The 25,851-nt window shown below is 57.0% G+C and carries 28 protein-coding genes; 18 read left to right on the plus strand and 10 right to left on the minus strand.

Going from position 1 to position 25,851, the window contains the following annotated elements; translation table 11 throughout:
• The first annotated feature begins 74 nt into the window (after nucleotides 1-74).
• Nucleotides 75-2,219 carry an autotransporter outer membrane beta-barrel domain-containing protein gene (locus tag EKN83_RS09555; protein WP_126800799.1) on the plus strand — a complete coding sequence of 715 codons (2,145 nt, stop codon included), beginning with the start codon at nucleotides 75-77 and terminating at the stop codon, nucleotides 2,217-2,219.
• Between the two features lie 41 nt (nucleotides 2,220-2,260).
• Here the strand turns inward: EKN83_RS09555 and EKN83_RS09560 are convergent, their stop codons facing one another.
• The 8 genes from EKN83_RS09560 to fliE are packed head-to-tail and all read right to left on the minus strand — an operon-like array spanning nucleotide 2,261 to nucleotide 9,210.
• Nucleotides 2,261-2,668: a flagellar protein FlhE gene (locus EKN83_RS09560; RefSeq protein ID WP_126800800.1), complete on the minus strand. Its 408-nt coding sequence runs from the start codon at nucleotides 2,666-2,668 to the stop codon at nucleotides 2,261-2,263.
• Entirely contained in the window at nucleotides 2,665-4,758 is a 2,094-nt protein-coding gene (gene flhA / locus EKN83_RS09565; protein WP_126800801.1) for a flagellar biosynthesis protein FlhA, read from the minus strand. Before flhA ends, EKN83_RS09560 begins: the two co-directional genes overlap by 4 nt.
• Nucleotides 4,758-5,903 (minus strand): flagellar biosynthesis protein FlhB, encoded by a 1,146-nt coding sequence (gene flhB, locus EKN83_RS09570; RefSeq protein WP_126800802.1) that lies wholly within the window; start codon nucleotides 5,901-5,903, stop codon nucleotides 4,758-4,760. The genes flhA and flhB overlap by 1 nt, the downstream gene beginning before the upstream one ends.
• Nucleotides 5,904-5,921: 18 nt before the next feature.
• Entirely contained in the window at nucleotides 5,922-6,560 is a 639-nt protein-coding gene (gene cheZ, locus EKN83_RS09575) for a protein phosphatase CheZ (RefSeq protein ID WP_126800803.1), read from the minus strand.
• 5 nt (nucleotides 6,561-6,565) lie between these two features.
• Nucleotides 6,566-6,952 (minus strand): chemotaxis response regulator CheY, encoded by a 387-nt coding sequence (gene cheY / locus EKN83_RS09580; protein WP_049023229.1) that lies wholly within the window; start codon nucleotides 6,950-6,952, stop codon nucleotides 6,566-6,568.
• 12 nt (nucleotides 6,953-6,964) lie between these two features.
• Entirely contained in the window at nucleotides 6,965-8,020 is a 1,056-nt protein-coding gene (locus EKN83_RS09585) for a chemotaxis response regulator protein-glutamate methylesterase (protein WP_126800804.1), read from the minus strand.
• Nucleotides 8,017-8,871, minus strand: coding sequence for a CheR family methyltransferase (locus EKN83_RS09590; RefSeq protein WP_126800805.1), 855 nt, complete (start codon nucleotides 8,869-8,871; stop codon nucleotides 8,017-8,019). Before EKN83_RS09590 ends, EKN83_RS09585 begins: the two co-directional genes overlap by 4 nt.
• A gap of 15 nt (nucleotides 8,872-8,886) precedes the next feature.
• Complete coding sequence (gene fliE / locus EKN83_RS09595) at nucleotides 8,887-9,210, minus strand: flagellar hook-basal body complex protein FliE (RefSeq protein ID WP_126800806.1); 324 nt, start codon at nucleotides 9,208-9,210, stop codon at nucleotides 8,887-8,889.
• A gap of 263 nt (nucleotides 9,211-9,473) precedes the next feature.
• On the opposite strand from fliE, the gene fliF reads away from it, so the two are divergent.
• The 13 genes from fliF (at nucleotide 9,474) to fliR (ending at nucleotide 19,915) form a co-directional block, all read left to right on the plus strand.
• Nucleotides 9,474-11,153 carry a flagellar basal-body MS-ring/collar protein FliF gene (fliF, locus tag EKN83_RS09600; protein WP_126800807.1) on the plus strand — a complete coding sequence of 560 codons (1,680 nt, stop codon included), beginning with the start codon at nucleotides 9,474-9,476 and terminating at the stop codon, nucleotides 11,151-11,153.
• Nucleotides 11,153-12,139: a flagellar motor switch protein FliG gene (gene fliG, locus EKN83_RS09605; RefSeq protein ID WP_049023224.1), complete on the plus strand. Its 987-nt coding sequence runs from the start codon at nucleotides 11,153-11,155 to the stop codon at nucleotides 12,137-12,139. The genes fliF and fliG overlap by 1 nt, the downstream gene beginning before the upstream one ends.
• On the plus strand, nucleotides 12,126-12,827 hold the full coding sequence (locus tag EKN83_RS09610) for a flagellar assembly protein FliH (RefSeq protein ID WP_126800808.1): 702 nt from the start codon (nucleotides 12,126-12,128) through the stop codon (nucleotides 12,825-12,827). Before fliG ends, EKN83_RS09610 begins: the two co-directional genes overlap by 14 nt.
• Nucleotides 12,824-14,188, plus strand: coding sequence for a flagellar protein export ATPase FliI (gene fliI, locus EKN83_RS09615; protein ID WP_126800809.1), 1,365 nt, complete (start codon nucleotides 12,824-12,826; stop codon nucleotides 14,186-14,188). Before EKN83_RS09610 ends, fliI begins: the two co-directional genes overlap by 4 nt.
• 4 nt (nucleotides 14,189-14,192) lie before the next feature.
• Nucleotides 14,193-14,642 carry a flagellar export protein FliJ gene (gene fliJ / locus EKN83_RS09620; RefSeq protein ID WP_126800810.1) on the plus strand — a complete coding sequence of 150 codons (450 nt, stop codon included), beginning with the start codon at nucleotides 14,193-14,195 and terminating at the stop codon, nucleotides 14,640-14,642.
• Nucleotides 14,639-15,727 carry a flagellar hook-length control protein FliK gene (locus tag EKN83_RS09625; protein ID WP_126800811.1) on the plus strand — a complete coding sequence of 363 codons (1,089 nt, stop codon included), beginning with the start codon at nucleotides 14,639-14,641 and terminating at the stop codon, nucleotides 15,725-15,727. The genes fliJ and EKN83_RS09625 overlap by 4 nt, the downstream gene beginning before the upstream one ends.
• A gap of 129 nt (nucleotides 15,728-15,856) precedes the next feature.
• Complete coding sequence (locus tag EKN83_RS09630) at nucleotides 15,857-16,363, plus strand: flagellar basal body-associated FliL family protein (protein ID WP_126800812.1); 507 nt, start codon at nucleotides 15,857-15,859, stop codon at nucleotides 16,361-16,363.
• Nucleotides 16,364-16,368: 5 nt separating this feature from the next.
• The gene (fliM, locus tag EKN83_RS09635) at nucleotides 16,369-17,361 is read left to right on the plus strand and encodes a flagellar motor switch protein FliM (RefSeq protein WP_126800813.1); all 993 of its coding nucleotides are present in this window, start codon (nucleotides 16,369-16,371) and stop codon (nucleotides 17,359-17,361) included.
• A 7-nt stretch (nucleotides 17,362-17,368) separates the two neighbouring features.
• Nucleotides 17,369-17,752, plus strand: coding sequence for a flagellar motor switch protein FliN (fliN, locus tag EKN83_RS09640; RefSeq protein ID WP_126800814.1), 384 nt, complete (start codon nucleotides 17,369-17,371; stop codon nucleotides 17,750-17,752).
• Complete coding sequence (gene fliO, locus EKN83_RS09645) at nucleotides 17,752-18,120, plus strand: flagellar biosynthetic protein FliO (RefSeq protein ID WP_126800815.1); 369 nt, start codon at nucleotides 17,752-17,754, stop codon at nucleotides 18,118-18,120. Before fliN ends, fliO begins: the two co-directional genes overlap by 1 nt.
• 8 nt (nucleotides 18,121-18,128) lie before the next feature.
• Entirely contained in the window at nucleotides 18,129-18,857 is a 729-nt protein-coding gene (fliP, locus tag EKN83_RS09650; protein WP_126800873.1) for a flagellar type III secretion system pore protein FliP, read from the plus strand.
• A gap of 9 nt (nucleotides 18,858-18,866) precedes the next feature.
• On the plus strand, nucleotides 18,867-19,136 hold the full coding sequence (gene fliQ, locus EKN83_RS09655) for a flagellar biosynthesis protein FliQ (RefSeq protein ID WP_126800816.1): 270 nt from the start codon (nucleotides 18,867-18,869) through the stop codon (nucleotides 19,134-19,136).
• The gene (gene fliR / locus EKN83_RS09660; protein ID WP_126800817.1) at nucleotides 19,136-19,915 is read left to right on the plus strand and encodes a flagellar biosynthetic protein FliR; all 780 of its coding nucleotides are present in this window, start codon (nucleotides 19,136-19,138) and stop codon (nucleotides 19,913-19,915) included. The genes fliQ and fliR overlap by 1 nt, the downstream gene beginning before the upstream one ends.
• A gap of 3 nt (nucleotides 19,916-19,918) precedes the next feature.
• Here fliR and EKN83_RS09665 read toward each other — a convergent pair whose 3' ends face one another.
• Together EKN83_RS09665 and EKN83_RS09670 are read right to left on the minus strand one after the other, a co-directional pair.
• Nucleotides 19,919-20,443 (minus strand): hypothetical protein, encoded by a 525-nt coding sequence (locus EKN83_RS09665; RefSeq protein WP_126800818.1) that lies wholly within the window; start codon nucleotides 20,441-20,443, stop codon nucleotides 19,919-19,921.
• The gene (locus EKN83_RS09670) at nucleotides 20,409-21,224 is read right to left on the minus strand and encodes a transcriptional regulator (protein ID WP_126800819.1); all 816 of its coding nucleotides are present in this window, start codon (nucleotides 21,222-21,224) and stop codon (nucleotides 20,409-20,411) included. The genes EKN83_RS09665 and EKN83_RS09670 overlap by 35 nt, the downstream gene beginning before the upstream one ends.
• Before the next feature lie 332 nt (nucleotides 21,225-21,556).
• Between EKN83_RS09670 and EKN83_RS09675 the strand changes: the two genes are divergently transcribed.
• From EKN83_RS09675 to EKN83_RS09690, 4 genes are all read left to right on the plus strand, one after another.
• Nucleotides 21,557-22,048, plus strand: coding sequence for a DoxX family protein (locus EKN83_RS09675; RefSeq protein ID WP_126800820.1), 492 nt, complete (start codon nucleotides 21,557-21,559; stop codon nucleotides 22,046-22,048).
• A 111-nt stretch (nucleotides 22,049-22,159) separates the two neighbouring features.
• A complete protein-coding gene (locus EKN83_RS09680; RefSeq protein ID WP_126800821.1) occupies nucleotides 22,160-23,323 on the plus strand; it encodes a methyl-accepting chemotaxis protein in 1,164 nt (387 codons plus the stop codon).
• A 57-nt stretch (nucleotides 23,324-23,380) separates the two neighbouring features.
• On the plus strand, nucleotides 23,381-25,276 hold the full coding sequence (locus tag EKN83_RS09685; RefSeq protein ID WP_126800874.1) for a methyl-accepting chemotaxis protein: 1,896 nt from the start codon (nucleotides 23,381-23,383) through the stop codon (nucleotides 25,274-25,276).
• 130 nt (nucleotides 25,277-25,406) lie between these two features.
• The gene (locus EKN83_RS09690) at nucleotides 25,407-25,784 is read left to right on the plus strand and encodes a hypothetical protein (RefSeq protein ID WP_126800822.1); all 378 of its coding nucleotides are present in this window, start codon (nucleotides 25,407-25,409) and stop codon (nucleotides 25,782-25,784) included.
• The last annotated feature ends 67 nt before the right edge of the window (nucleotides 25,785-25,851 follow it).

The following is a 25,851-nucleotide window of genomic DNA, read 5'->3' on the forward strand; positions in this document are numbered from 1 at the left end:
GTAGATTGCCTTTTCGCCGATGAATTAACAGAGAGGAATTCCTCTTAATTAATTTCTAAATACAAAGGCAATTCATGAAACCGTTATATCAATACTCTTATCTACGCCAGGCGATCCTTGTTGCACTACTTGGGACGACCGGTGTTACCTCTGCCGCCACCCTTATCGATAAAGACAGCCTGATTGATGGCAATTCCCCTGTCAATGAAGACTATCAGGTTAAAAATGGCGCGACACTCACCGCAAATGGCGCGGTTGCCGGTCAGATGATGGTCACTGCGGGACATCTGGCGATGGACGGGGGGCAGATCACAGAATATCTACAGATTGATGCTGGCAGTACAGCAGCCATTAATAACGCGACGATTAAACTGGCCGCGCTAATGGGCGACGCACAACTTCGTAATACCACGATTGAAACTCAGCTGGTGGTCTTTAACGCGCAACTCTCTGCGACACACATTCGTGCCCAACAGTTTTATGCAAGTTACGGTGATATCGCTATTGATAACGGTTACTTTGCCAACATTGATGATACGTATACGGGGGCTGTTGATTTAGCGGGTACCAACGCCGCGTTTACGAGCAGCATCATTAAGGGCCATAACGCCGGGGTGTATCTGAGTGGTGATAACAGTGTTGACCTCGCCGGAAGCAGCGTTTGGGCAGTAAACGGCCCCGCTTTTGCGGTTGCCAGCGGTACGCAACATATTCTCCTGCAAAATGGCAGCAGCGCCAGTTCACTGACGGGGGCGTTGCTGACAGCCAAAAAAGGCAGTGACGTTGTCCTGACGCTCAATGCCAGTCATGCAGCGGGCGACATTCGCGCAGAAGACAGCGCTGTGGTGGATGTTGTCCTAGCCAATGGCAGTCAGCTTTCCGGTGGCATGACCAACGTCAATTCCCTCTCACTCGACGGTACGTCGCGCTATGAAATGACCGCCAACTCCGACATCCGCGCGCTTTCTCTGGCGGGAGGAACGGTGAAATTCGCTGCCGCAGAGACGGGGGAAAATCACACGCTGACGCTCGGCACGCTCTCCGGTAACGGTCATTTTATGATGAATATTGATACCTCAGGCTGGCAGGGCGATCTTCTGGATATCACCGGTAACGCAAGTGGGAAGCATATACTCCACCTGGCGGCAACGGGTCGCGAAGCGGCGAGCAGTGATGCGCTGGCGCTGGTACATACCAGCGGAGGTGATGCGGAGTTTGCCCTCAACGGCGGACACCTTGACATGGGGGCCTGGCAGCACGAGCTGGTGCGTAACGGCAATCAGTGGGAGCTGGTTCAGTCGACAGGTTCAACCTCTGCCTCGACCGATGCGATGCTCTCCATGGCCTCAGCGCCACAGTTTATCCACGAAAATGAGCTGAACGTCCTGCGCTCGCGCCTTGACGATACACGCTCGCAGCCACAGTCCGGCATGTGGGGAACCGTGCTGCACAGCCGCACTGATGTAGACGGTGTCTGGGGTTCTGCCTACCGTCTGGAACAGAACGGTATGATGCTGGGTGGCGATAAGGTGAACACTCTTTCGGCAGGGGAACTGACCACAGGCGCCTGGCTGAGCCAGTCAACCGGTCAGGTTAAGCATGCCCGCGGTGGCCAGAGCCGGGTAACCAGCTACGGTGGCGGTCTGTATGCCGTGCTGAACTCGGCTAACGGTTGGTACACCAGCGGCTCAGCGCAGATGAGCCACTTTGCCAACAAGCTAAGCGCCCGTATGAGCGATGGCGGCACAGCGCGTGCAGACTGGAACAGCTGGGGTTACGGACTGGGTCTGGAAGCGGGTCGTCATATCGTCCTGAACGATGCCACGCGTCTGACGCCGTTTGCGGGTCTTGACGGCTGGATCACCCCATCCGAGTCGGTCAGGTTAAACAACGGGATGACGGCTGAAACAGGCGACGGACGTTCGCTGCAGGCGCAGGCGGGTCTGCGGGTGACCACCCGTCTGAAGGCGGGTGAAATGCAGGTCATGCCTTACGCGACGGCTGCCCTGAGTCAGGGGCTGGTGAAAAACGGCAGTACGCGAATTAACGAAACCTATGAATTTACCAACGACTTCACCGGCACGGGCGGTAAGTTTACGGGCGGTATCAGCGTCATGGTGACACCATCAACCATGGTCTGGCTGGATGCGAGCTATGCGAAAAGCGAGCATACCGAGTCGCCGGTAGCGGGAAATATCGGTCTGAGAGTGGATTTCTAAAGGCAACATGTGCTTTACCGGTTAGCCGGTAAAGCACACTTTTAGCGTACGAGGCGATAACTCACCGTGACCTGATTACTCAGCACGGTCAGGGGAGAGTCGAGTCGGCCGCCCACGGCGGCATAATACTCAAAACGAAATGGCCCGGCAGCCGGAAAACCGGCTGGCAGAGGGCTTTCACCGCTAAAGCCAGATAATGGCAGGCAGCGCGTGGCGCTGCACAAGCGAATACGAAACCCGTCGGGCGTGTAACCTGAGGTCTTAATCTTCCAGTAGACGCGTGAGGCCACCGCACCGGAAGGCAGAGGGGAGGGGCTTTGCACCGGTTTGCTTTTGAGAACCAGCTTTCCGTGTGTTAGGGTGCCACCAAAACTGTCGCTGCTCCAGGATCCATCAGCCGCCAGTGACAGTGGCGAAATCAGAAGCAGTGCCAGCCCAACTCTCCTCATGCTTTTCCTCCAATAAGATACGTCATACGTACGTTGCGCTGCGTGTTGAGCTCCTGACTGGACAACACGGCTAACTGCGGGAAGATGCGACGCAGATAACGAGACAGCATGAGGCGCAGGGCCGGATTAACCAGAAGAACCGGTGGTGCACCCAGCCCTTCCTGATGCTGCAGGGCCAGTTCCGTCTGCTTCATCAGATTTTCTGCAATACCGGGTTCAATCGCGCTGCCGCTCTGGGTCGCCTGGACCAGCAATTGCTCCAGGGAGAGATCCAGACCAATCAGTTGAATGTCGCCCTCACCGGGGAACCACTGCTCGGTAATGGCACGGGAAAGTCGGGCACGCACGCGGGCAGTTAACTCATCGGCATCGCTCTGGGCTGTGGCAAATTCCGCCAGAGTATCGATGATGGTACGCATATCGCGGATCGGCACACGCTCTGACAGCAGGTTCTGCAGAACCTTGTGCAACGTGGTGAGACTAATGACCGCCGGGATCAAATCTTCCACCAGCTTAGGTGACTGCTTCGTGATCTGGTCAAGCAACTGTTGTGCTTCCTGACGACCAAACAATTCATCGGTATGGGTGCTGATGAGATGATTCAGATGGGTCGCCACAACCGAGCTGGGATCCACCACCGTATAGCCCAGCGTCTGCGCCAGCTCGCGGTGAACTTCATCAATCCACAGTGCGGGTAAGCCAAAGGTAGGCTCAGTACATGGCGTACCCGGAACTTCACCTTCTGCACAGCCGGGGTTGATCGCCATCCAGCGATCCGGTTGAACTTCGCCCTGACCAATGCGAACACCTTTGAGCAGAATGCGGTAGTGCGTCGGCGCCAACTCCAGATTGTCACGAATATGCACGGCAGGGGGAAGGAATCCCATCTGCTGGGCAAATTTTTTGCGGATCCCGCGAATACGCGTCAGCAACTGACCCTGCTGTTCGTGATCCACCATCGGGATCAGGCGGTAACCCACTTCCAGCCCCAGCGTATCTTCCATGTGAACATCAGACCAGGTCGCTTCATGCACCTGCGCGACGTCGGGTTCGTCCACGGCTGCAGCCGCCGTCACACCACCTGTTTTTTTCGCCTCGCTTTCTCGACCGCGTAGCCACCAGGCGACCCCCAGCAACGTGGCGGTGAACAGCAGGAAGACGAAGTTAGGCATGCCGGGGATCAGGCCCAGTAAACCGATCACGCCCGCCGCCAGCACGATGACGCGAGGAGAAGTAAACAGCTGGCCGACCATCTGCTCACCAACGTCCTGATCGTTGGCGACGCGAGTTACCACAACGCCTGCTGCGGTCGAGATGACCAGCCCCGGGATCTGGGCAACCAGGCCATCACCGATGGTAAGCAGGGTATAGGTTTCACCGGCCACGCCCACAGACATGTCGTGCTGCATCACGCCTATCACCAGGCCACCAATGATATTGATCGCCATAATCAGCAATCCAGCGATGGCGTCGCCGCGGACAAACTTACTCGCCCCATCCATTGAACCGTAAAAGTCGGCTTCTTGTGTCACTTCTTTGCGGCGGCGTTTCGCTTCTTCTTCGCCAATCAGTCCGGCATTGAGATCGGCGTCAATCGCCATCTGCTTGCCTGGCATTCCGTCGAGAGAAAAGCGCGCACCCACTTCGGCGATACGTCCTGCACCCTTAGTGATAACCATAAAGTTAATGATGATCAGGATGATGAACACAATGATACCGATGGCGAAATTGCCGCCCACCAGGAAGTGACCAAACGCTTCAACCACCTGACCTGCCGCTTCGGAACCGGTATGGCCGTTCATCAGGATCACGCGTGTGGAGGCGACGTTGAGCGCCAGACGCAGCAGGGTCGAAAACAGCAGCACCGTCGGAAACGCTGAAAATTCAAGCGTATTCTGGGTGAACATGGCGACCAGCAAAATCATGATCGACAGGACGATGTTGAAGGTAAACAGCAGGTCGAGCACGAAGGTCGGCAGCGGCAGGATCATCATCGCAAGGATGGTCATGATCAGCACCGGGCCGGCCAGCACCTGCCACTGGGTTTCCTTCATGTTGGGTAATCGTAACTTGGTGGCGATATTGGCCATCACTTTCTACTCTCTTGTGCGAAATCCATCCCCGCCGGAACGGGAAGATCTTTAGGTGTCAGCGGACGTAAGCCGTAGCCTTTACGCCAGCGCTTGAGGCCGTAAACCCAGGCCAGGACTTCCGCCACCGCGCTATATAGCTCGGCAGGTACCGGGGTGCCAGGTTCACAGTGGCGATACAGGGCGCGTGCCAGCGGCGGTGCTTCCAGCATCGGGACCCGGTTCTCTTCGGCCAGCTCGCGGATGCGCAGTGCAATCAGCCCGCTGCCGCTGGCAACGACCAGAGGCGCGCCCATGGCACCTTCCTGATATTTCAGCGCGACCGAATAGTGGGTCGGGTTATTCACTACCACGTCGGCAGTGGGGACATCAGTCATCATTCGCTGCTGCGCCATTTGACGCTGCAGTTGCCGGATGCGGTTTTTGATAAGCGGGTCGCCTTCCTGATTTTTGAACTCGTCTTTGATTTCTTTCAGGCTCATGCGCAACTTTTTAAAGTTGCTCCAGAGCTGGTAAACCACATCGAAAACCACCATCGGAATCAGCGATAAAATGATCACCAGCATGCAGCCCGTCAGCAGGGCGCTAACATCGCCAAGGGCGATGTGCAGCGGCTCGAATACCAGGTTGATAAAGCGGTCCTTGTTGAACCACAAAAACAGCCCGCCACCGATCCCCGCCAGCATGACCTTCAGTACGCTCTTCACCATTTCCGACACCATTTGCCCGGAGAACAGGCGCTTAATGCCGCTCAATGGATTGAGCTTTTTGAGGTTAAACTTGACCGCTTTGGCGCTCATATTCAGGCCGCCTATGATTGACGGCGTGGCGACTGCGGTAATAAACAGCCCGCCAACAAAGGGCAGGATCGCCAGAAACGCCAGACCGAGCAGCGATCCGGCATGATGCAGCATCTGCTGTGGATCGCTGACCAGCAGCCGGTCAAACGTTAAACCGTTGTGCAGCAGTTGCTGCAGCTTTTTGGCCAGATAGCTTCCGGCCACCAGCATCAATCCCCAGCCCACCAGCAGCATGGAGAGGCTCGTCAGCTCGCGCGATCGGGGAACTTGTCCCTCTTCTCGCGCTTTCTGTTTTTTGTGGGGGGTGGGGTCTTCTGTTTTTTCGCTGTCGTTTTGTTCTGACATGGCAATTGCCCGGCGTTATCAGAAGCCGAGTGACTCCAGCAGATCGTCCACCTGCTCCTGTGAAGCAACAATCCCTTCGGCGGTGGTATCGATCTGAGGACCATTCTTCAGGTGCGCATCGCTGGTTTGCGCATCAATGTCGCGCTCGTTCATGTTTTCGACCAGCACGCTGATCAGCTCTTTCTCAACGGTCTCAATCACGTGCATCAGGCTTTGCAGCACCTGGCCGGTCAGATCCTGAAAATCCTGCGCCATCATGATTTCCGTTAGCTGGCGATTGGTTTGCTGGGTCACTTCAGGGACTTCGCTCAGAAAGCCGCGGGTCGCTTTGACCAGTTCACGGGCTTCATCGAGCGGCTGTGGCGCTTCAAACCATGCATCCCAGCGGGCGCTCAGAGCAGAGGCGTTTTCACTCAGCCCTTCCTGCAGCGGACGCGCCACTTCAACGCTGGTCAGCGCGCGATCGGCGGCTTGTGACGTTTTACCAACCACATAGTTCAGACGATCGCGGGTGTTCGGAAACGCGTCCGCCACTTCCATAATCGCCTGTTCCAGGCCCAGATTGGCCATGCTGTCGCGCAGCAGACGGGTCAGTTGTCCAATGCGAACGAAAATCTCTTTGGCGTTATCCGCCTGCATGTTTAACGGGGAGTTCATGAGGGTTACCCGAGTTTTTCAAAGATTTTGCCAAGCTTCTCTTCCAGCGTCGCCGCGGTGAAAGGCTTGACGATATAACCGTTGGCGCCCGCCTGGGCGGCGGCAATGATGTTCTCTTTCTTCGCCTCGGCAGTGACCATCAGGACCGGCAGTTTTGCCATCGCTGTATCACCGCGTATGGTTTTCAGCAATTGCAGACCATCGATATTCGGCATGTTCCAGTCGCTGACCACGAAATCAAAATCGCTGGTACGCAGCTTATTCAGGGCATCCTGGCCATCTTCGGCTTCATCAATGTGCTTGTAGCCCAGATCCTGCAGCAGGTTTCGTACGATGCGTCGCATGGTGGCAAAATCGTCCACCACCAGAAAACGCAAATTCTTATCCGACATGGGGGGATCTCCTTAACGTCGTAAGTCGGTTTGAGGTGAGTTTTTATAGTTAAAACTGTCCAGCAGGCACTGGCTGATATCATCGAGGTCGACAACCTTTTTCGCCGCGCCAAGGGCAATCGCTTCACGCGGCATGCCGAAGACCACGCAGGTGGCCTCACTCTGTGCGAGCGTAAAAGCGCCGGTCTGACGCAGATGCAAGAGCCCGCGTGCGCCGTCGCCACCCATTCCAGTCAGAATGGCGGCGCTGGCGTGTTTGCTGGCCTGACGGGCCACGGAATCAAACAGCACATCCACGGAGGGACGATGGCGATTCACTGGCGGGGCATCGCTGAGCCTGACCCGGTAGCCGTTGTCCTGACTGATGATCTCCATATGGCGATCGCCCGGTGCAATCAGCGCCGTGCCGGAGCGCACGGGTTCGCCATCCTGCGCCTCGCGCACGGCTATCTGGCACAGTGAGTCGAGACGCTGTGCAAAAGAAAAGGTAAAACCGGCCGGCATATGCTGGGCGATGACAATCCCCGGTGTGCTGACGGGAAGGGGCATGAGAACCCGACGCAGCGCCTCCGTGCCGCCCGTGGAAGAGCCTATGGCGATGATGCTCTGCTGGCGCACGGTAATACCGGTGAGGATGGGGATGTCGGTTGGGCTACGCTGGGCCAGCCTAGCTCGTGTGGCAACCCGGATCTTCTCCACCACCTGCTGGCTCCAGCATTCGATATTATCTGCCCCGCGGTGTTCCGGTTTGGGCAGAAAATCCACCGCGCCGTGCTCCAGAGCCGCCAGGGTCGCTTTTGAGCCACGCGTGGTCAGGGAGGAGATCATGATGACCGGCATCGGACGCAGGCGCATCAGGCGAGAGAGAAACTCCAGTCCGTCCATGCGCGGCATATCGATATCCAGCGTCAACACGTCCGGGTTGAGCTGTTTTATGAGCTCACGTGCAATAAACGCATCCGGAGCCGTTCCCACCATTTCCATATCTGGCTGCTGATTCACTACCGCACTGAGCATGTTACGCATCAGGGCTGAATCATCGACCGCCAGCACGCGAATCGGGTTCACCGTGTCGTCTCCGTCAGTTCATAGACCGACTGACCGCGCAGGCGCAGCGGAATATGTGAGTGATTAAAATGTTCTGAGTGGCCCACAAATAGCAAGCCACCTGGCTTCAGCAGGCGCGTGAAGCGTTGCAGCAGCCGCTGCTGGGTAGGGGCATCAAAGTAAATCATGACGTTGCGGCAAAAAATGGCGTCGAACGGCCCCGGAGCGGACCACTTTTCATCCAGCAGGTTAAGCTGCTGATAGTGGATGGCGGACAACAACTCTCGTCTGGCTTTCACCCATTCGCTGTTATCGCCAGCGCCACGCAGGAAATAACGACGCTTTTGCGCCAGCGTCAGCGACTCCAGGTCGCTCAACCGATAGATACCGGCTTCGGCTTTTGCCAGCACCTCGGTATCAATATCGGATGCCCAGACGCGTGGGCCGGCCACCGATACACCCAGCTGCTCATCCAGCGTCATGGCAATTGAGCAGGGCTCTTCACCTGTTGACGCTGCGGTACACCAGACGCGATAGCCATTTGCGCGCAGGCGCGCATGCTCCGCCAGAACCGGAAAGTGATAAGACTCACGGAAGAAAGAGGTCAGATTGGTCGTCAGAGCGTTAATAAAATTTTGCCATTCCGGATGCTCCGGATGCGACTCAAGTAATTCGATATAGTCACTAAAACGGCTAAATGCCAGCGAGCGCACACGGCGAGAGAGACGATTAAAAATCATCTCTCGCTTTTGGGCATTGACGACAATTCCCGCGCGCTTATAGATTAATTTGCCGACACGCTGTAATTCGCCGTCGGTCAATGAAAGCGTATTCAGAGATAAGCGTGCAGGAATGCTGTTAATTTCACTCATTGAAAGAGGGAGACCTTAAACCGGAGTATTCATTATTTCCTGATAGGCACCGATCATTTTATTTCGGGCCTGCATGCCGAAGCTGAAAGAAATGGATGATTTCTGCATTGCCAGCATGACATCATTCAGGCCAATATCACTGCTACCGGACATCCATTGCTGGGTTTTGGTTTTTGCTTCGACCTGTGTTTTATTTATTTCGTTAATACTGTTTAGTAACGCATCCGAAAATGACGGGCCGTCGTTGCGGGCCGGATGCAGGCGATTTGCCGGGCCTCCGACCTGTTGCGCCTGAGTCTGTATTTGCTCAAGGACGCCACGCATTAATGTCGCTGACATTCTTTTATTCCTGGTTAATGAGATAAAAACCGCTATTTATTGCATATCTTTTAAACGTTGCCAGCTTAACACGTGAATAAAAACGGTAGAAAATCCAATAAGCCGACAGAACTTTGAGCTTATTTATCCTTAAAAAAAACACCTTTCAGACGATAATGCCCGCCTGAAAAAATCTTATATTTTTGAATCGTCGACATCACTCTCGCGAATTTCGTGAGCTGACGCGCATCGTTGATGCGTGCTATTTCATACAGGAATACGGCATGAGTGCCACACTAAATGATTTAACGAACAATCCAGCAGAGCGAATGAAATCGATGCTGTCCGCGCTTCGCGGTAGCCCAAAGCTACTGCTGGTGATTTGCGGCGCAGCGGCGCTTTCCGTCATTATCGCCTTACTGTTCTGGGCCAAAGAGCCAGACTACCGCGTGCTGTTCAGCAATATCAGTGATGAAGAAGGCGGCGCGATCGTGGCGCAGCTGACGCAACTGAATGTGCCTTACCGCATTGAGACGCCGGGAGGCGTTATCATGGTGCCGGGATCGCAGGTGCATGAGGTGCGCATGAAGCTGGCCCAGCAGGGGTTGCCGAAGGGCGGCTCGGTAGGTTTTGAGCTGCTGGATCAGGAAAAGTTTGGCATCAGTCAATTTACCGAGCAGGTTAACTACCAGCGCGCGCTGGAAGGCGAGCTGGCGCGCACCATTGAAAATCTGGGTCCCATTCAGAGCGCACGAGTGCATCTTGCGACACCAAAACCGTCAATGTTCGTGCGTGAACAGAAAAAGCCCACTGCGTCAGTGACCGTGAATCTGATCCAGGGACGTACGCTGGACGACGCGCAGGTGGTTGCGATCACCCATCTAATCTCCAGTGCGGTAACCGGGCTGGCGGCAGAGAGCGTCACTATTGTCGACCAGCGGGGTAACCTGCTGACCCAGAGCGGCGTCCGTGGCCTGCAAACGGCGCATCTGAAATACACCAATGAGATCGAAACCGATTACCAGCAGCGTATCCAGCGCATCCTCGCGCCGTTAGTGGGTGATGAAAATATTCGGGCGCAGGTGACGGCACAGATTGATTTCACTGAACAGGAGCAGACGCAAGAGCAATACCAGCCAAACGCTGACCCGCAAAAAATGGCGATCCGCAGCCGTCAGGCCAGTCTGGCAGAGCAGGGTAACCGCCGTGGGGCCAGCGGTGTGCCGGGGGCACTGAGCAATACGCCGCCCGCTCCAGCCACCGCGCCGATCACCCAGCCGTTAAATACCGCCGCGGATGAGAAAAAAGAGACAAACGCTGCAAGCAACACCAGCCGTGAGCCTGCGCAGCCTTACAACAACCGCAGTGACGAAACCACCAACTTTGAGCTGGATCGTACTCTGACGCACACCAAATCCAACACCGGTCGCATCCAGCGTCTGTCCGTCGCTGTGGTGATCAACCATCTTCCGCAGGGAGAAGAGGGGAAGCCTGGGCCGATTAGCGAGGCGGAACTCACCCGCATCAATGCCCTGGTAAAAGAGGCCATTGGCTACAACGCCGCGCGCGGGGACAGCGTCAACATTCTTAACTCGGCGTTTAATGGCGTTGTGGAAGAGGCCGTGCCGCCGTTCTGGGAGCAGGATCGTTTCTATGCGTTGTTAATGTCGATTGCCCGCTATCTGGTGATCGCAATCATCGCCTGGGTGATGTGGCGCAAGCTGGTTCAGCCCGCCTGGCAGCGTCATCAGGAGACCACCATCCGTCGCCTGGAGATGGAAAAAGAGGCGCGTGAAGAGCAGATTGCCGCGAAAAAACGTGCGGCCGAGAAAAACAATCGCGATCGTGCGCAGCAGAAGGTGGATACGGAACTCAATAGTCAACAGCTGCGAGAACTGGCTGAGCAGGAACCGCGCGTTATCGCCCTGGTGATCCGCCAGTGGATGAGTAAGGAGCCAAAATAATGAATGCTTCAGAAAAAAGCGCCATCGTCATGCTGACGCTGGGAGATGTGCTGGCTGCCGAGGTGTTTAAGCACCTCAATGCCCACGAGGTCAAACAGATCAGCGCCTCCATGGTCAATATGGCGGGCTTCACTCACGACCAGATGGCGAGCGTGCTGGAGGAGTTTAAGAAAGATTCCAGCGAGTACGCGGCGCTGAGCCTGAACACCAACGATTATCTGCGCAGCGTGCTGGTGAAGGCGCTGGGCGAAGAGCGCGCCTCGTCGCTGCTGGAAGATCTGCTGGATACTCACCAGGGTACCAACGGCATTGAAACGCTTAACTTTATGGATCCGCAGGCGGTGTTCGATCTCATCCGCGAGGAGCATCCGCAGATCATTGCCACCATTCTGGTGCACCTTAAGCGTAACCAGGCGGCGGACGTACTGGGCAAATTTGACGATCGCGAACGTAACGACATCATGTTGCGTATCGCAACTTTCGGCGGCGTACAGCCGGCCGCACTTCAGGAGCTGACCGAGGTACTGAACAACCTGCTGCATGGTCAGAACCTGAAGCGCAGCAAGATGGGCGGGGTGCGTCCTGCGGCCGAGATCCTCAACCTGATGAAATCGCACCAGGAAGAGGCCGCCATCGAGGCGGTACGCGACTTCGACGGCGAGCTGGCGCAGAAGATCATCGACGAGATGTTCCTGTTCGAAAACCTGGTGGATGTCGAAGACCGCAGTATTCAACGTCTGCTGCAGGAGATCGAGAGCGAAACACTGATTGTGGCGCTGAAAGGGGCCGACGAACCGCTGCGGATGAAGTTCTTCCGCAACATGTCCCGCCGCCAGGCCGAACTGATGACCGACGATCTGGCTTCCCGTGGGCCGGTGCGTTTGTCGCAGGTTGAGGCCGAACAGAAAACCATCCTCAACGTGGTGCGTCGTCTGGCCGAGTCCGGCGAAATCCTGATTGGAGGCAGCGACGATGCCTACGTTTGATAACAACCACCAGCAATGGCAAAGCTGGCAGCCTGATAATCTGCTGGGTGAAACCGTAGAAACGCCGCTGCCGACGATGGATAACACTCAGTCGGAGGCACAGCTCAAGGCCGAGCTGGCACGTCTGCGCAAGCAGGCGGAGCAGCAGGGATTTGCACAGGGCCAACAGCAGGGCCAGGAAGAAGGACGAAAGCAGGGCTACGAGGCGGGCCTCAAAGAGGGCCGGGAGGCCGGGTTTACCCAGGGCATGGAGCAGGCGCGCCAGGAGCAACAGTCGCTGCTGCGCCAGGCTGAGCTGTGGGTGAACAACTTTACGCTGGCGCTGGAAAACCTCGAAAGCCTGGTTCCCGGCCGTCTGGTGCAGTTTGCATTGACGGCCGTGCAGCAGCTCTATGGTAACGCCGGCATGGCAGACAACCAGGCGCTGGTGAGCCAGATCCGCTCCCTGATGAAACAAGACGTCCTGTTGCATGGCACCTTTACGCTGTACGTCAGTCCCGCTGAGCTTGCCACGGTTGAGCAGGCGCTGGGCGACACGCTCCGGTCAATGGGCTGGGAGCTGCACGCAGATCCGCAGCTGGCCGCAGGCGGCTGTCGCGCGGTTTCACCGGATGTTGAGGTTGATGCCAGCATGGACACACGCTGGCAGGCGCTGTGTCAACTGGCGCGCGAGGAGCTCTCGCAATGAGCCAGCAGTTAAAAAACTGGCTGTCGGCGATTGACCGCGTGGAAGCGCGACTCTCGCAGGTGCCTGATTTCCGCCAGTACGGCAAGTTGACCCGGGCAACGGGGCTGGTGATGGAAGCCGTGGGGCTCAGACTACCCATTGGCTCGCTGTGTATCGTTGAACGCCAGACCGACGCCGGGATCATTCCGGTCGAGAGCGAAGTGGTGGGATTCAATGGCCAGACGCTGTTCCTGATGCCGCTGGAACATGTCGACGGGATCCTGCCAGGAGCACGTATTTACGCGCTGCAGACGGACAGTCATAGCGGCAAGCAGCTCCCGGTCGGGCCACATCTGCTGGGGCGCGTACTGGATGCCCAGGGGCGTCCGCTGGATGGCCGACCCGCGCCGGGAAAACCGGTTGCCGGGCTGTTTACGCCGACATTAAACCCCCTTCACCGTGACCCGATCAAATCGGTACTCGACGTGGGTGTCCGGGCGATCAATGGGCTGCTGACGGTGGGGCGCGGGCAACGTATGGGTCTGTTCGCCGGATCCGGTGTTGGCAAAAGCGTGCTGCTCGGCATGATGGCACGCTTCACCACGGCGGATGTGATCGTGGTGGGATTAATCGGCGAGCGTGGGCGCGAGGTTAAAGATTTTATTGAGAACATCCTCGGCGAAGAGGGGCTGGCCCGGGCGGTGGTGGTGGCGGCCCCTGCTGACGTCTCGCCGATCCTGCGTATGCAGGGGGCGGTCTATGCCACCCGCATCGCGGAAGATTTTCGCGAGCGTGGCCTGAACGTATTGCTGATTATGGATTCCCTGACCCGTTACGCGATGGCGCAGCGTGAAGTGGCGCTGGCGATCGGTGAACCGCCTGCCACCAAAGGTTATCCGCCTTCCGTATTTGCCCGCCTGCCGGCGCTCGTGGAGCGTACCGGTAACGGTGTGCAGGGAGGTGGTTCGATCACCGCGTTTTATACCGTTCTGACGGAGGGGGACGATCAGCAGGATCCGATTGCCGATTCAGCGCGCGCGATCCTCGACGGGCACATTGTTCTGTCACGCCGCCTTGCTGAAGCGGGTCATTATCCGGCGATCGACATTGAAGCCTCCATCAGCCGCGCCATGACCGAACTGATTCCGCATGCGCAGTACCGCAAGGTTCAGCGGTTTAAACAGCTGCTGGCTGCCTACCAGCGTAACCGCGATCTGGTGAGCGTCGGGGCATATGTCAAAGGCAGCGACGCGATGCTGGACCTGGCCATCGAAAAATACCCGTCGCTGGAGGCGTTTCTTCACCAGGCGATCCACGAGCGCAGCGGCTATGACGAAGGCATTCGCGCGCTTGACGGGCTGTTCCCGGACATAAAGGCGTAACGGAATGAAGGTCAATAACCCCATGACGCTCCTGCGTGATATGGCGCAGGAGCAACTGACGGAAACCACCCGCGCGCTGGGGGGCGTACAGCAACAACTCCAGCAGGCGGTGGTGCAGCACGAACAGCTTCAGCACTACGAACAGGAGTACCAGCAGTCGCTGCGTCAGGGAATGATGGATAGCGGGATGTCGGTGGCAGATCTGGTTAATCACCAGTCATTTATTTTATCGCTAAAGCAGGTTGTGAAGCAGCAGGAAGGGCATGTAAACGCCTGTGAAAAAGCGGTAGATGACGTGAAACAGAACTGGATGCAAAAAAAGCAGCGCCTGAACGCGTTTGAAACGTTAATCGAGCGCCGCGCGACGGCACAGGCGCTGATTCAAAGCAGGCATGAACAAAAGCTGATGGATGAATTTGCCCAGCGCGCCGGACAGAAGAGAGAAAGGCTATGAATATTGATCTTGCCACCCTGTTACTGGGTGGAACACAGGGCAAACCGAAAGTGGGATTGCTCTCAGACGAGGGTTTCAGCCAGACGCTGGATGAGAAGCTGGCCTCGCTGGCCGAGCGCTTTCCAGGGCTGGATCTGCAGACGTTGGTGGCGCTGCCAGAGACGGCGCTGGTGGGCGCAAGCTTATCGGCGAGTTTGCTGCCATCGAAACTGACCGATGCAGCGGCCATTGATGATGAGGTTGAAGCCGAGGGCTTACTGCTTACGGCAGCGCCAGGGCTGGCGGAAACGCTAAAAGAGATCGTGCTGAGCGACGGTGAAGGGGAAGAGAGCCCGCAGTGGCAACTGCAGCAGCTGGTCACCCGCAACGTTGCAGGGGCTGAGCCCGGCGTTCGGGCGAATACAGGTAAAATCGCCGACGGCATTACCCCTGAAAAACCCGGTGTACCATCCGGCAAACTGGCCGCGCCAATGACGGCTGCCGATAAAACGCCCGTAGCCGCGCCAGGCGTGCTGACGGCGCCACCTGCACCCGTCTCCAGTGAGGCGGTTACGACGGTGGAGGTCATCTCTGCCCCAACCGTGAGCGCGGTGGCGCTTCCGGCAGCGGTACGCACCAGCATGGCCCACGCACCGCAGCAGGTCGTCACCGTGAACCACCCGCCGGAGACGCCGGAGTGGAAACAGTCGGTGAGCCAGCATATCGCTATTTTTAGTCGGAACGGGTTGCACAGCGCCGAGATCCGTCTGCATCCGGAAGAGCTGGGGGCACTCCAGATCACCCTGCGCGTACAGCAGGAGCAGGCGCAGATCCATATCGTCAGCGAACATGCTCACGTGCGGCACGCCATGGAGCAGGCCATGCCGCAACTGCGGGCCGCCATGGCGGAATCGGGTATTCAGCTCGGTCAGGCCAACGTCAGCGCGGATGCTCAGTACGGGGCAGCAGGTGAGCGGGGCGATAACCCCTCTTCTGAGCAGCAGGCGTCCGGTGAGGGTGAAGAACAGCCGTTGAATGAGGAAAGCGTGCCAACATTATTAACCACCACACCTGGAAATATATACGGAATTAATACCTTTGCCTGAAGCGTGGAATTACCTTCAGGAATGAAATTTTATCGCCTGATTATCAGGATGATTATATGGACTACAATGTCCGCCATATTGACAAGAGGGTAGCCAGCTGCCCTCACTTATTTATCAGGTGTACGTTCAATGAGTAATAAAAATAAAAAAGTCGCCAGCGGCGGAGGCTCTCGTTCGCTTCTGATGGCATTCATGTTTTTGACTGCGGTTGCGGCGTGCGGAGTTTCGGGTTACCTGTTCTGGGAAATGAAATTTGCCAAACCGGAAGTGGTGACTGCAGAGGGTGAGGACAAAACGGCCCCCGCACCAGTGCAGGTCGAGCCACTGTACGCCTCGATGAATACCTTTACCGTCAGCCTGAAGCCTACCGAGAACGAGTCCGATCGGGTGTTATATCTGGGGTTATCTATTCGGGTCGCTGAGCCACAGTCGCTGACGGTGCTGGAAAAATATTTACCGGAATACCGCAGCCGCATATTTATGTTGCTGACCCACCAGACGTATGAAGAGTTAGCAACGGATGAAGGAAAACGTCGGCTGATTAATGCCATTCAGGGTGAGCTGGATAAACCGCTGGCATTTAACCAGTCTATTCGCATCACTGATGTTCTTATTAACGAATTTATTCTGCGGTAATTATTATGGCTGACAGCTTCTTATCACAGGATGAGATCGACCGTCTGCTTAACGCAGATGCCGACAGCAGCAGCGATCTCCAGAACAACCGCAGCGATGCGGGAATAAAACCTTACGATCCGCATACGCAGCGTCGGGTTATTCGCGAACGTCTCCATTCGCTGGAAATTATTAACGAACGATTTGCCCGTCAGTTCCGTATGGGGCTCTTTAATTTGCTGCGCCGTAGCCCGGATATTACGGCGGGAAATATTAAGATCCAGCCGTATCACGAGTTTGCCCGTAACCTGCCGGTGCCGACAAACCTGAACCTGCTGCACCTTAACCCGCTGCGCGGTACCTCGCTGATGGCCTTTTCACCGGGGTTGGTGTTTATGGCCGTGGATAACCTGTTTGGCGGTGACGGTCGTTTTCCGACCAAAGCCGATGGCCGCGAATTTACGCCAACCGAGCAGCGCGTGATCCACCGCATGCTGTCGATGGCCCGCGAAGCGTATGAATTTGCCTGGAGTTCGATCTACAAAATCAAAACGGAATATATCCGTTCAGAAATCCAGGTGAAATTTACCAATATCACCTCATCCCCGAATGATGTGGTGGTAACCACACCGTTTTCGGTGGAGATCGGATCGCACCGGGGGGAGTTCAATATCTGTATTCCTTTCAGCACCATCGAGCCGCTGCGCGAGCTGCTGAGTAACCCGCCGATGGACAACTCCCGGCAGGAGGATTCCCAGTGGCGCGGCATGCTTGCCAGCCAGATGCGTGAAACGGAACTGGAGCTGACGGCGCGCTTTGCGGATATCGGCACCCGACTGTCGAACGTAATGCAGATGAAAAAAGGTGACGTCATCACGCTGGATAAGCAGGAGTTTATCGAAGCCAGCGTAGGCGGCGTACCGGTCTTCACGGCCAGGTATGGTGCCGTCAATAATCAATATGCCCTGAAGGTCGAGCAGATGATTCAACCTTCATTACTATCATTAAACAAGGAGTAATTTCCCCATGAGCGATAAGAACACCTCATCGGGTTCTGACGATCAGTCCATTGATAATCTTTGGGGTGATGCAATGACCGAACAGCACGCTGCGGGAATTACCGACTCAATGGCTGCACCACAATTTTCTGACGAGATGAATCTGATCCTGGATATTCCGGTCAAAATGACCGTGGAACTGGGACGTACCAAGATGACCATTAAAGAACTGCTGCGCTTAAGCCAGGGATCGGTGGTGTCGCTGGACGGGCTGGCGGGGGAACCGCTGGATATTCTGATCAACGGTTATCTGATCGCCCAGGGTGAAGTGGTGGTGGTCTCCGATAAATTTGGCATCCGCATTACGGACATTATTACCCCGTCCGAGCGTATGCATCGTCTGAGCCGCTAATGAACGCCACTGATTCACTCCCGGCTACGGGGTCGGTTCTGATGACCATCAGCGGCGCGCTGGCGTTGATCGTCCTGCTGCTGGTGGTGCTGGCATGGGCCGCCCGCCGCAGCGGTCTGGCCCGTCGTCTGCAGGGGGCCCAGGGAAGTATGACGCTGGTCGCCACCCAGTCGCTGGGGCCGCGCGAGCGTCTGGTGCTGGTTGACGTCGGCGAGCAGCGACTGGTTCTGGGCGTCACGGCTTCGCAGATCACCTGCCTGGCCACACAGGTTCGTCCGGAGAACGCCTCCCAGGACACCGCGCCGGCGGCGTTTCCGCAGATGCTGGACAAGCTGCGCCAGAGATACCGCCCGGGAGGTGAACAGTGAGCCGCCGGATGCTGCACCTGGTGGTCGGTCTTAGCCTGATGTTGCCTGCCGCCAGTGGACTGGCGGCCAATGCTGACATCACGCTCGGACAGGCCTCGGGGGACGGTGGCTGGACGCTGCCGGTGCAAACCCTGCTGCTGCTCAGTGGGTTTACCTTTATTCCTGCTGTGCTGCTGATGATGACCGGGTTCACTCGCATTATCATTGTGCTGGGCTTACTGCGTAACGCGCTGGGCACGCCCACGGCACCGCCAAACCAGGTGCTGGTGGGGTTGTCGCTATTTTTGACCTTCTTTGTGATGTCACCGGTCTTCAGTCAAATCTACGAAAAAGCCTGGCAGCCGCTGCAGGAGAACAAAATCACTATGGAAGTCGCCCTGACGGAAGGGGTGAAACCGCTGCGTGCCTTTATGCTCGACCAGACCCGTGAAAGCGACCTGGCGATGTTTGCCCGAATCGCGAAAACGCCGGATATCGCTTCGCCGGAGGAGGTACCGCTCAGCATTCTGGTACCGGCGTTTATCACCAGCGAGCTGAAAACGGCTTTCCAGATCGGTTTTACCATCTTTATTCCGTTCCTGATCATCGATCTGGTGGTGGCGAGCATTCTGATGGCGCTGGGGATGATGATGGTGCCACCTACCACCATTGCGCTGCCGTTTAAGCTGATGCTGTTTGTGCTGGTGGATGGCTGGCAACTGCTCGTCGGGTCGCTGGCCCAGAGCTTTTACAGTTAGGAGAGACTGATGACACCAGAAAGCGTGATGGTCATTGGTATGCAGGCCATTAAGGTAGGGCTGATGATATCGGCCCCGCTGCTGCTGGCCGCGCTGGTCACCGGTCTGATTATCAGTATCCTACAGGCCGCGACGCAGGTTAACGAAATGACCATGACTTTCATCCCAAAAATCCTGATGATTGTCGGTATCGCGGTGGCGCTGGGACCGTGGATGATGAAGATCTTTATTGAGTATACCCGCGCGGTGTTCGCCAGCATTCCTTATGTGATCGGCTAATGGCCTTTGGACTTCCCCTCGATCAGCTCTACGCGCTGATCAGTCACTACTTCTTTATCATGGTGCGCCTGGGGGCACTGCTGCATGTCGCCCCGATCTTCGGTGAGAAAAGCATCAGTCCCCGGCTTCGGGCATGTCTTGCGCTGCTGACGGCGATCCTGATCGGCGGCACGTTGCCGGACGCGCAGGTGGGTCTTTACTCGTGGGAAGGCGTCTGGGTGATGGCGAAGCAGGTCATTATCGGTGCCGCGATGGGGCTGACGCTGCAGTTACTCTTTGCCGCCGTGAGGATGGCGGGTGAGATCATCGGCATGCAGATGGGGCTGTCGTTCGCGACCTTCTTTGACCCCGGCGCCGGTAACAGCCCGGTGATATCCCGTTTCCTTAACCTGCTGGTGATGCTGCTGTTTTTGGTCTTTAACGGCCATCTCTGGCTGCTGGCGCTGCTGGCAGAGTCATTCCAGGTTCTGCCGGTAAACGCCACGCCGCTGCATGCGGGGGGCTTTATGTATCTGGTGACCCACGCGGGGCTGATTTTCAGTCAGGGGCTGATGCTCGGAATGCCCATTATTGCGCTGCTGCTGTGCATCAACTTCATTCTCGGGTTGTTAAACCGTCTGACGCCGCAGCTTTCGGTCTTTGTCATCGGTTTCCCGCTCACGCTCACCTTCGGCATGCTGGCGCTCTTCCTGATTGCGCAGACGCTGGCTCCTTTCTTTGAGCGCCTGATGGCCCTTGGGTTTGATAACCTGGCCGGGCTGCTTCAGGCGCTGGTGTAGCCGTCAGTTCATACAGGCAATACGCGCGACGGTTTCCGACCCGGAGGCCAGCACTTTGTCGTCCAGCAGGTAGACGGTGCTGGTGGCGATTTCACCCGGCTTAATTTGTGGGAAGATATATTCAGCCACATCTTCATCCGTGGTCTGACCGCCGAGCTTACGGTGCTGGCTGGTGACGGTCAGATGAACCCGTTTGCCTGACATACCGACATCGTAACGAACTTCACGGTTCACGGCTTTAGGCAACCCGTCGCGTTTGCCATCTTTGAAATGGCTGATGCTGCCGATATAGGTGGTATGCCCGCTAAACAGACCATCACGGTAGGAACGGTAAATACCGCGCGCCAGCGTCGCGTTGTTATCGTCCTGAATGGTGTAATAGGACATGGGCGCGATGCAGACGGCCTTGTACGGCGAGGTTGAGAAAGCATAGAACGCCATCCCGCCTAATCCGGCGACCAGCCCGCCAAGAAACAGCAGGACGCGTGGCGATTTAATAGTGGCGAAAATAGAACGATTCGCAGTCATTCCCTGAATCCTTAAAGGGTTGTTGGCAGGCAATAAGCCCCTGGAATTTACTCATTTTTTCTGAGCCGGTCGTGACGTACAGCACGCCAGCGGGCTTTTCGGCAGGGCGTCTGTCCAGCACGTGGCGGGTGTAGGTTTGCAGCGTGGACTCGATCAGATCGCGTTGATTTTGCTTGTCCTGCTGGACCATCACGACCGTACCGGGCGGGATACCCGGCCCGTCCCAGCGCACAAAGTGGATGGGCTGCGGGTTAAAATCGAACAGGCTGCGCAGGATCAGGACTATCGCAATGCCCGCCACCAGCCCACTCAGGGTGATGAGCAGCCGGGGGAGTAACAGGTTACGGGTCGGAGGGGGAGAAGAGGGTATGACCGCTTCAGGGGCGGCAGATGCTTCGGTGACCTCAGATGTTGCTATCGGTTCCGCATCGGTAAAGGGCTGATGTTCGCTGCTGTCGCTGCGAACAACCAGGCGATAGCCCGTGCGCGTCACCGCCATGAGGGTGATAACGTCCTGCATCTCCAGCTGCGTGAACGCGCGCCGAAGTTTGGTGATCATGACCCTAACGCTGTTGTCGGTGACTTCAACCCCGGCGCTTCGCCAGCCGATCTCCATCAGCTGTTCCTGTGAGAGCACCTCTCCGCTGGCTTCCACCAGTGCGGCAAGGCACAAACAGGCGCTTTGCGGCAGGGTAACGCTTTCTCCACGGTCCGTGCGGGTGAGGATGCGCGTCTGGAGATCCAGCGTTATTAACGATCCAATCGCAATATGATTGAGCATAGTTATTTGATTCTTCTGGTGTAATGGGTAAGGCGACTGCTTAATGTAATTAATAGTAATCAATACAATTTATTGCTAGCCCGTAAGCTAAAGCGACATGCTTTTTATGTCTTAGCTCGCCTTTTTGCAACCACTAAATAACAAAGGCCATATCATGGGTGGGGTTATTGCTGTGGGGAAAATAACCCTGTAATTAATAAATTTTAATGTCTATACAATTATTAATTGTAGGAGGAATAGCGTGCGAGTGGTTGCGCAGGAAGCCATGGAATTTATACTGACTTATCGCATGTTGTTGAATTTATTAATTCACATTTTTTCAAGGATGGCAGATGTTAACTTTAAAACGTTTTATGCAAACGTCCGATACCCCGGCAATGTTACCCGCGCTTATCGCCCGGCTGGTTCTGGGGATATTTTTCTTTACAACGGGCTTCAATAAATTATTTGTGCCTGAAAACCAGCAGCTGATGGTGGATACCCTGCACGATGCAGGGATCCCTTACCCGGCCGTAATGGCTGTGGTGGTGGCGTTTCTGGAGTGCAGCATGGGAATGCTGCTCGCGCTGGGGCTGTTCAGCCGCTTAAGTGCCCTGACGATTTTTATCATCAGCGGCGTGGCGCTGGTCACCATCGGTATCTACACCATTCCTCAGGGACTGACGCTGATGGCATGGTTAAGCTGGCTGTTTTATCTGCCGGAGACGCTCTACATGGTGCTGAGCCTGTTGTTCATCATCTGGGGTGGCACGCTCTACAGCCTTGATGGCTGGCTGGTGAAGCGCTGGCAGGGTATGCGCCAAATAGTTTTTGTCGAGGGATGACAGGAATGCGCGGTTATCAACGGTTTGAAGAGCATATTTCCTGCCCTGCACATAATAAAATAGCGCCAGGAGGCAGCGCTGTGCTGCCGTGTATTTACGGGCGCTGATGTCATGATATTTGCAGTCACACTGGTCGTTATTTTTATTACGTTACTGATCCTGGTGCAGTCCGGGGTGATACCGTGGTTTATTCGCACGGAAGGGGATCGGCTGCGCTCGCAGGTGGATGCGCTGGCCTCTGAATTACGCGAGCAACTGGATCGCGTTGAAGCGCAGCAGCGCTCGATGACCGAAAGCGTGGTGACCCTGAAAAGCTTCGCGCTGGACAAGAGCGCGCCGGGCGACACCGATATCACCGAAGAGTCAGGCAACAGCCGTCAGTTTTTTAATGCGTTGGTCAAGGAGATGGGGGAGCGCCTCGGCGGTCGCGTCTGGATCGTTGAGGAGACCGGCCGCATCATTGGCGATGCCGCCGGTGCGCCGAACGTGCAGTCTCTGAATGATACCGATCTGCCGATGGCGGTACCGCTGCGTTCGCTGCTGTCGCAGTCGGGTGAAGGGCTGCGCCATACCCGTTTTCGCAGCGCCAGCGGCGAGCATACGCTGGTGGTGCAGCCGCTGGCGGAAATGCCGTGGTTAATCGCCCTCGACGTGCCCACCCGCCGCATGGGGGAACGTCCCGGCATTCTGCTGCACAAACCCTGGCCGCTGGCAGCGCTGCTGCTGGTCTCCACGCTGACCTTGTTGCGCAGCCTCAACCTGCATCTTTCCCGCCTCAATGAAGAGCTGCCGTCACAGTTACAAAACGAGCAGGGTGCGCATCTGCCCCCGCTGATGCAGGAGCTGGGCGAACAGGTCAGCGCGGTGGCCCGGGCGGCCATCGCCATTGCGGAGGCCAATGAACGTCTGCTGCGCGTACCGGAGGCGAGCGCCAACCAGCTGGCGACGCTTGCTGACAGCGCCACGAACGTGGTGCTGGCCATGCATACCCTGCACGGTGCCGCGCTGAACATTGCCGACAGCAGCGGCGCGCTGGTGCAGCTTGCCAGCCGGGCCTACAGCTATTCGCTGCATAACGAAGAGGGTGTGTTTGCCGTTGAGTCGCGCAACCTCGCCAGCCGCTGCGCGCGCTCCTCGAAAGAGCTTCGGGCGCTGGTGGAGGACGCGATGATGCAGGCCCAGAGCGGCGCTCCGTCCGTGGCGCACAATAACAGCGTCCTGATCGAAGAGGTCTATACCGTGGCCAATACGCTGACGCAGCGGTTACACACCTGAGCCAATTTCGTTCCTCGTCTGCGGGCGGGGATCTTTTTTATTTCAGAGCCAATAATGATGTTTAAAACCCTTCAAAGCAGAGCCCTCTTGCTGGTCTCCGCGTTCTTTTTATTGCTTATCTCGCTTACCCTCTGGGTTGTCATGTCCTTTGTTGCGCCGCCGCTGCTGAAAGATGAGTACCGGCGGGTGCACCTGCAGATTGGTGAGCAGGCCGCCGCTATCTCGCAGATGATGTCCCGCGTGCAGGCCCAGCAGCGCGGGCTGACTGAAACCGTCGCGCAACTGGACAGCGCCGATATCGACCGTCTGTTACCCGCGCTGGTGAACCAGTACGGCGACCTGAATCTGTTTGGCGGCGGCGTATGGCCGCTGCCGGGAAAGCGTGAACCGGGGCTGGCGAAATTCAGCACCTTCTTTGCCCGTGACGACCAGCACCAGCTGCGCCTGAACACCACCTGGAATACGCCTGAAGCGCCAGAGTACTGGCAGCAACCATGGTTTAAGGCCGGACTGAAGGCGGAGAAAGGGCAGTGCGCCTGGGCTGCTGCCTACGTGGATGCCGCCAGTCCGCAGCCCCGAACCAACTGCGCGATGCCCATCTGGCGTAACGGGGAGCTTTGGGGCGTGGCAACGCTGGACGTCACGCTCGGCTTTTTCGGTCAGCTCGCGCGCAAAATCGCCGAGCCGCTGGAAGGGGGTGTGCTGATTGTCGAGGCCAACGGCAATATTGTCGGCTACAGCCGCACCACGGAAAACGCGCCGTTGCTGAAAAACATCCGCGAGCTGCCGGGGCATGAAATCGCCATTCTGCAGGAGATGTTAACCCAGGCGCACCGCGGCGCGCAGGAGCGGACTTACCGCGCCGATGACGGGGAGCACACCATTTTTGTCTACCCTATTGCGGGCAGTCCGTGGTTTGTGGCAACGGATACCCGGACCGGCCTGCTGAGCAAGCAAACGGACAATATCGTGTGGCGCCTGGGGGCGGTGCAGATCCCGCTGCTGCTGTTGCTGGCGGCGGTGCTGCTCCTGACGGTACGCCTGGTGATGGGTAATCTGCGCACCGTCAGCGATCGGCTTGCCACCTTGTCCGCTGGCGGGGCCGATCTGACGCAGCGCTTGCCGGAGAGCCGTAGCCAGGAGCTGAATGCCATTGCCCAGAACGTGAATGCGTTTATGGCCTATCTGCAGGGGTTGTTGCAACAGGTGCGCACCAGCACACGCACCATCGCGGAAGCTTCACACCAGATTGCCGACGGTAACCAATCGCTCTCGTCCCGCACCGAGGAGCAGTCCGCCTCGCTGACGCAGACGGCGGCTTCAATGGAACAGATTGCCGGCATTGTGGCGAACAACGCGGATAACGCTGAGCATGCGGACAAGCTGGCGACCGAGGCGGCGGCCGTGGCCGGGCGCGGGGCGGAACTGATGCGTGCGGCGGTCGAGAAGATGGGGCATATCGAATCTTCTTCGCGACGGGTGACGGATATCGTGGGTGTTATTGACGGCATTGCCTATCAGACCAATATTCTGGCGCTGAACGCGGCGGTGGAAGCCGCCCGCGCGGGTGAGCAGGGGCGGGGCTTCGCGGTGGTGGCTACCGAGGTACGCAACCTGGCGCTGCGCTCCTCAAGTTCGGCGAAAGAGATCCGCACGCTGATCAACGACGCGGTGACGGGCATCCAGGAGGGTAGCACGCTGGTGCAGGACGCCGGGGAAACCATGAACGCGCTGGTTACTTCCGTGCATGAAGTCTCGACCCTGATGGAAGAGGTTAAAACCGCCAGCCGCGAACAGAGCGTCGGCATTGAGCAGGTCAACGTGGCCGTCTGCCAGCTGGAAGGCGCCACCCAGCAGAACGCCGCGCTGGTGGCGGAAGTGTCGATGGCTGCGAAGGCGATGGAAGAGCAGTCCGTCGAGCTGGACAGCGTGGTGCAGCGGTTTAAGGTCTGATACCGCGCGCCGTGCGTAACGCAGCATAATTTACTCTCTCAGCCCTCCCTTATGGAGGGTTTTTTATTTTTATAAGGCAGAATGCGGAAAGTTTTGCCAGGCTTATCCCGTTAACGCGAAGGAGAGAAAAATGAAGATGAAACCTGTGTACGGGCTGTTTGTGGCGCTAGCGCTGGGAGGCTGCGCCGAACGTTCAACGGTAACCACGGACCCGGTTCCCCCCTCACCAGAGCCGGATTTTTCCGCGCTGACGATGGTCTGCAGTGACGGCAGCGGCACAGACCGTATGGCGAAAATGTACACTAAAAGCGAAACCGTGACTTTTGACGGGAAAACGTATCGCTTTGTGGCACCGTCGGGGGAAACGATGGACACGTCGAAAATGACGTTTCGCAATGAGGCCGGGGAGCAACTGCAGTTCGACATGAGCAAGCTGGGATACACACCGCTACTGCGGATCCACGCCGGGCAGCAGCAGGCATTTAAGTGCCAGAACACGCAGAAATGAGAGCAGGGAGATCGTGCCACTCAGCGCAGATCTGGAAGACGACTCGCAATCCAGCAAGTAACCTGAT

This window comes from Enterobacter sp. WCHEn090032, from assembly GCF_003986875.1.
Taxonomy (GTDB): domain Bacteria; phylum Pseudomonadota; class Gammaproteobacteria; order Enterobacterales; family Enterobacteriaceae; genus Enterobacter; species Enterobacter sichuanensis.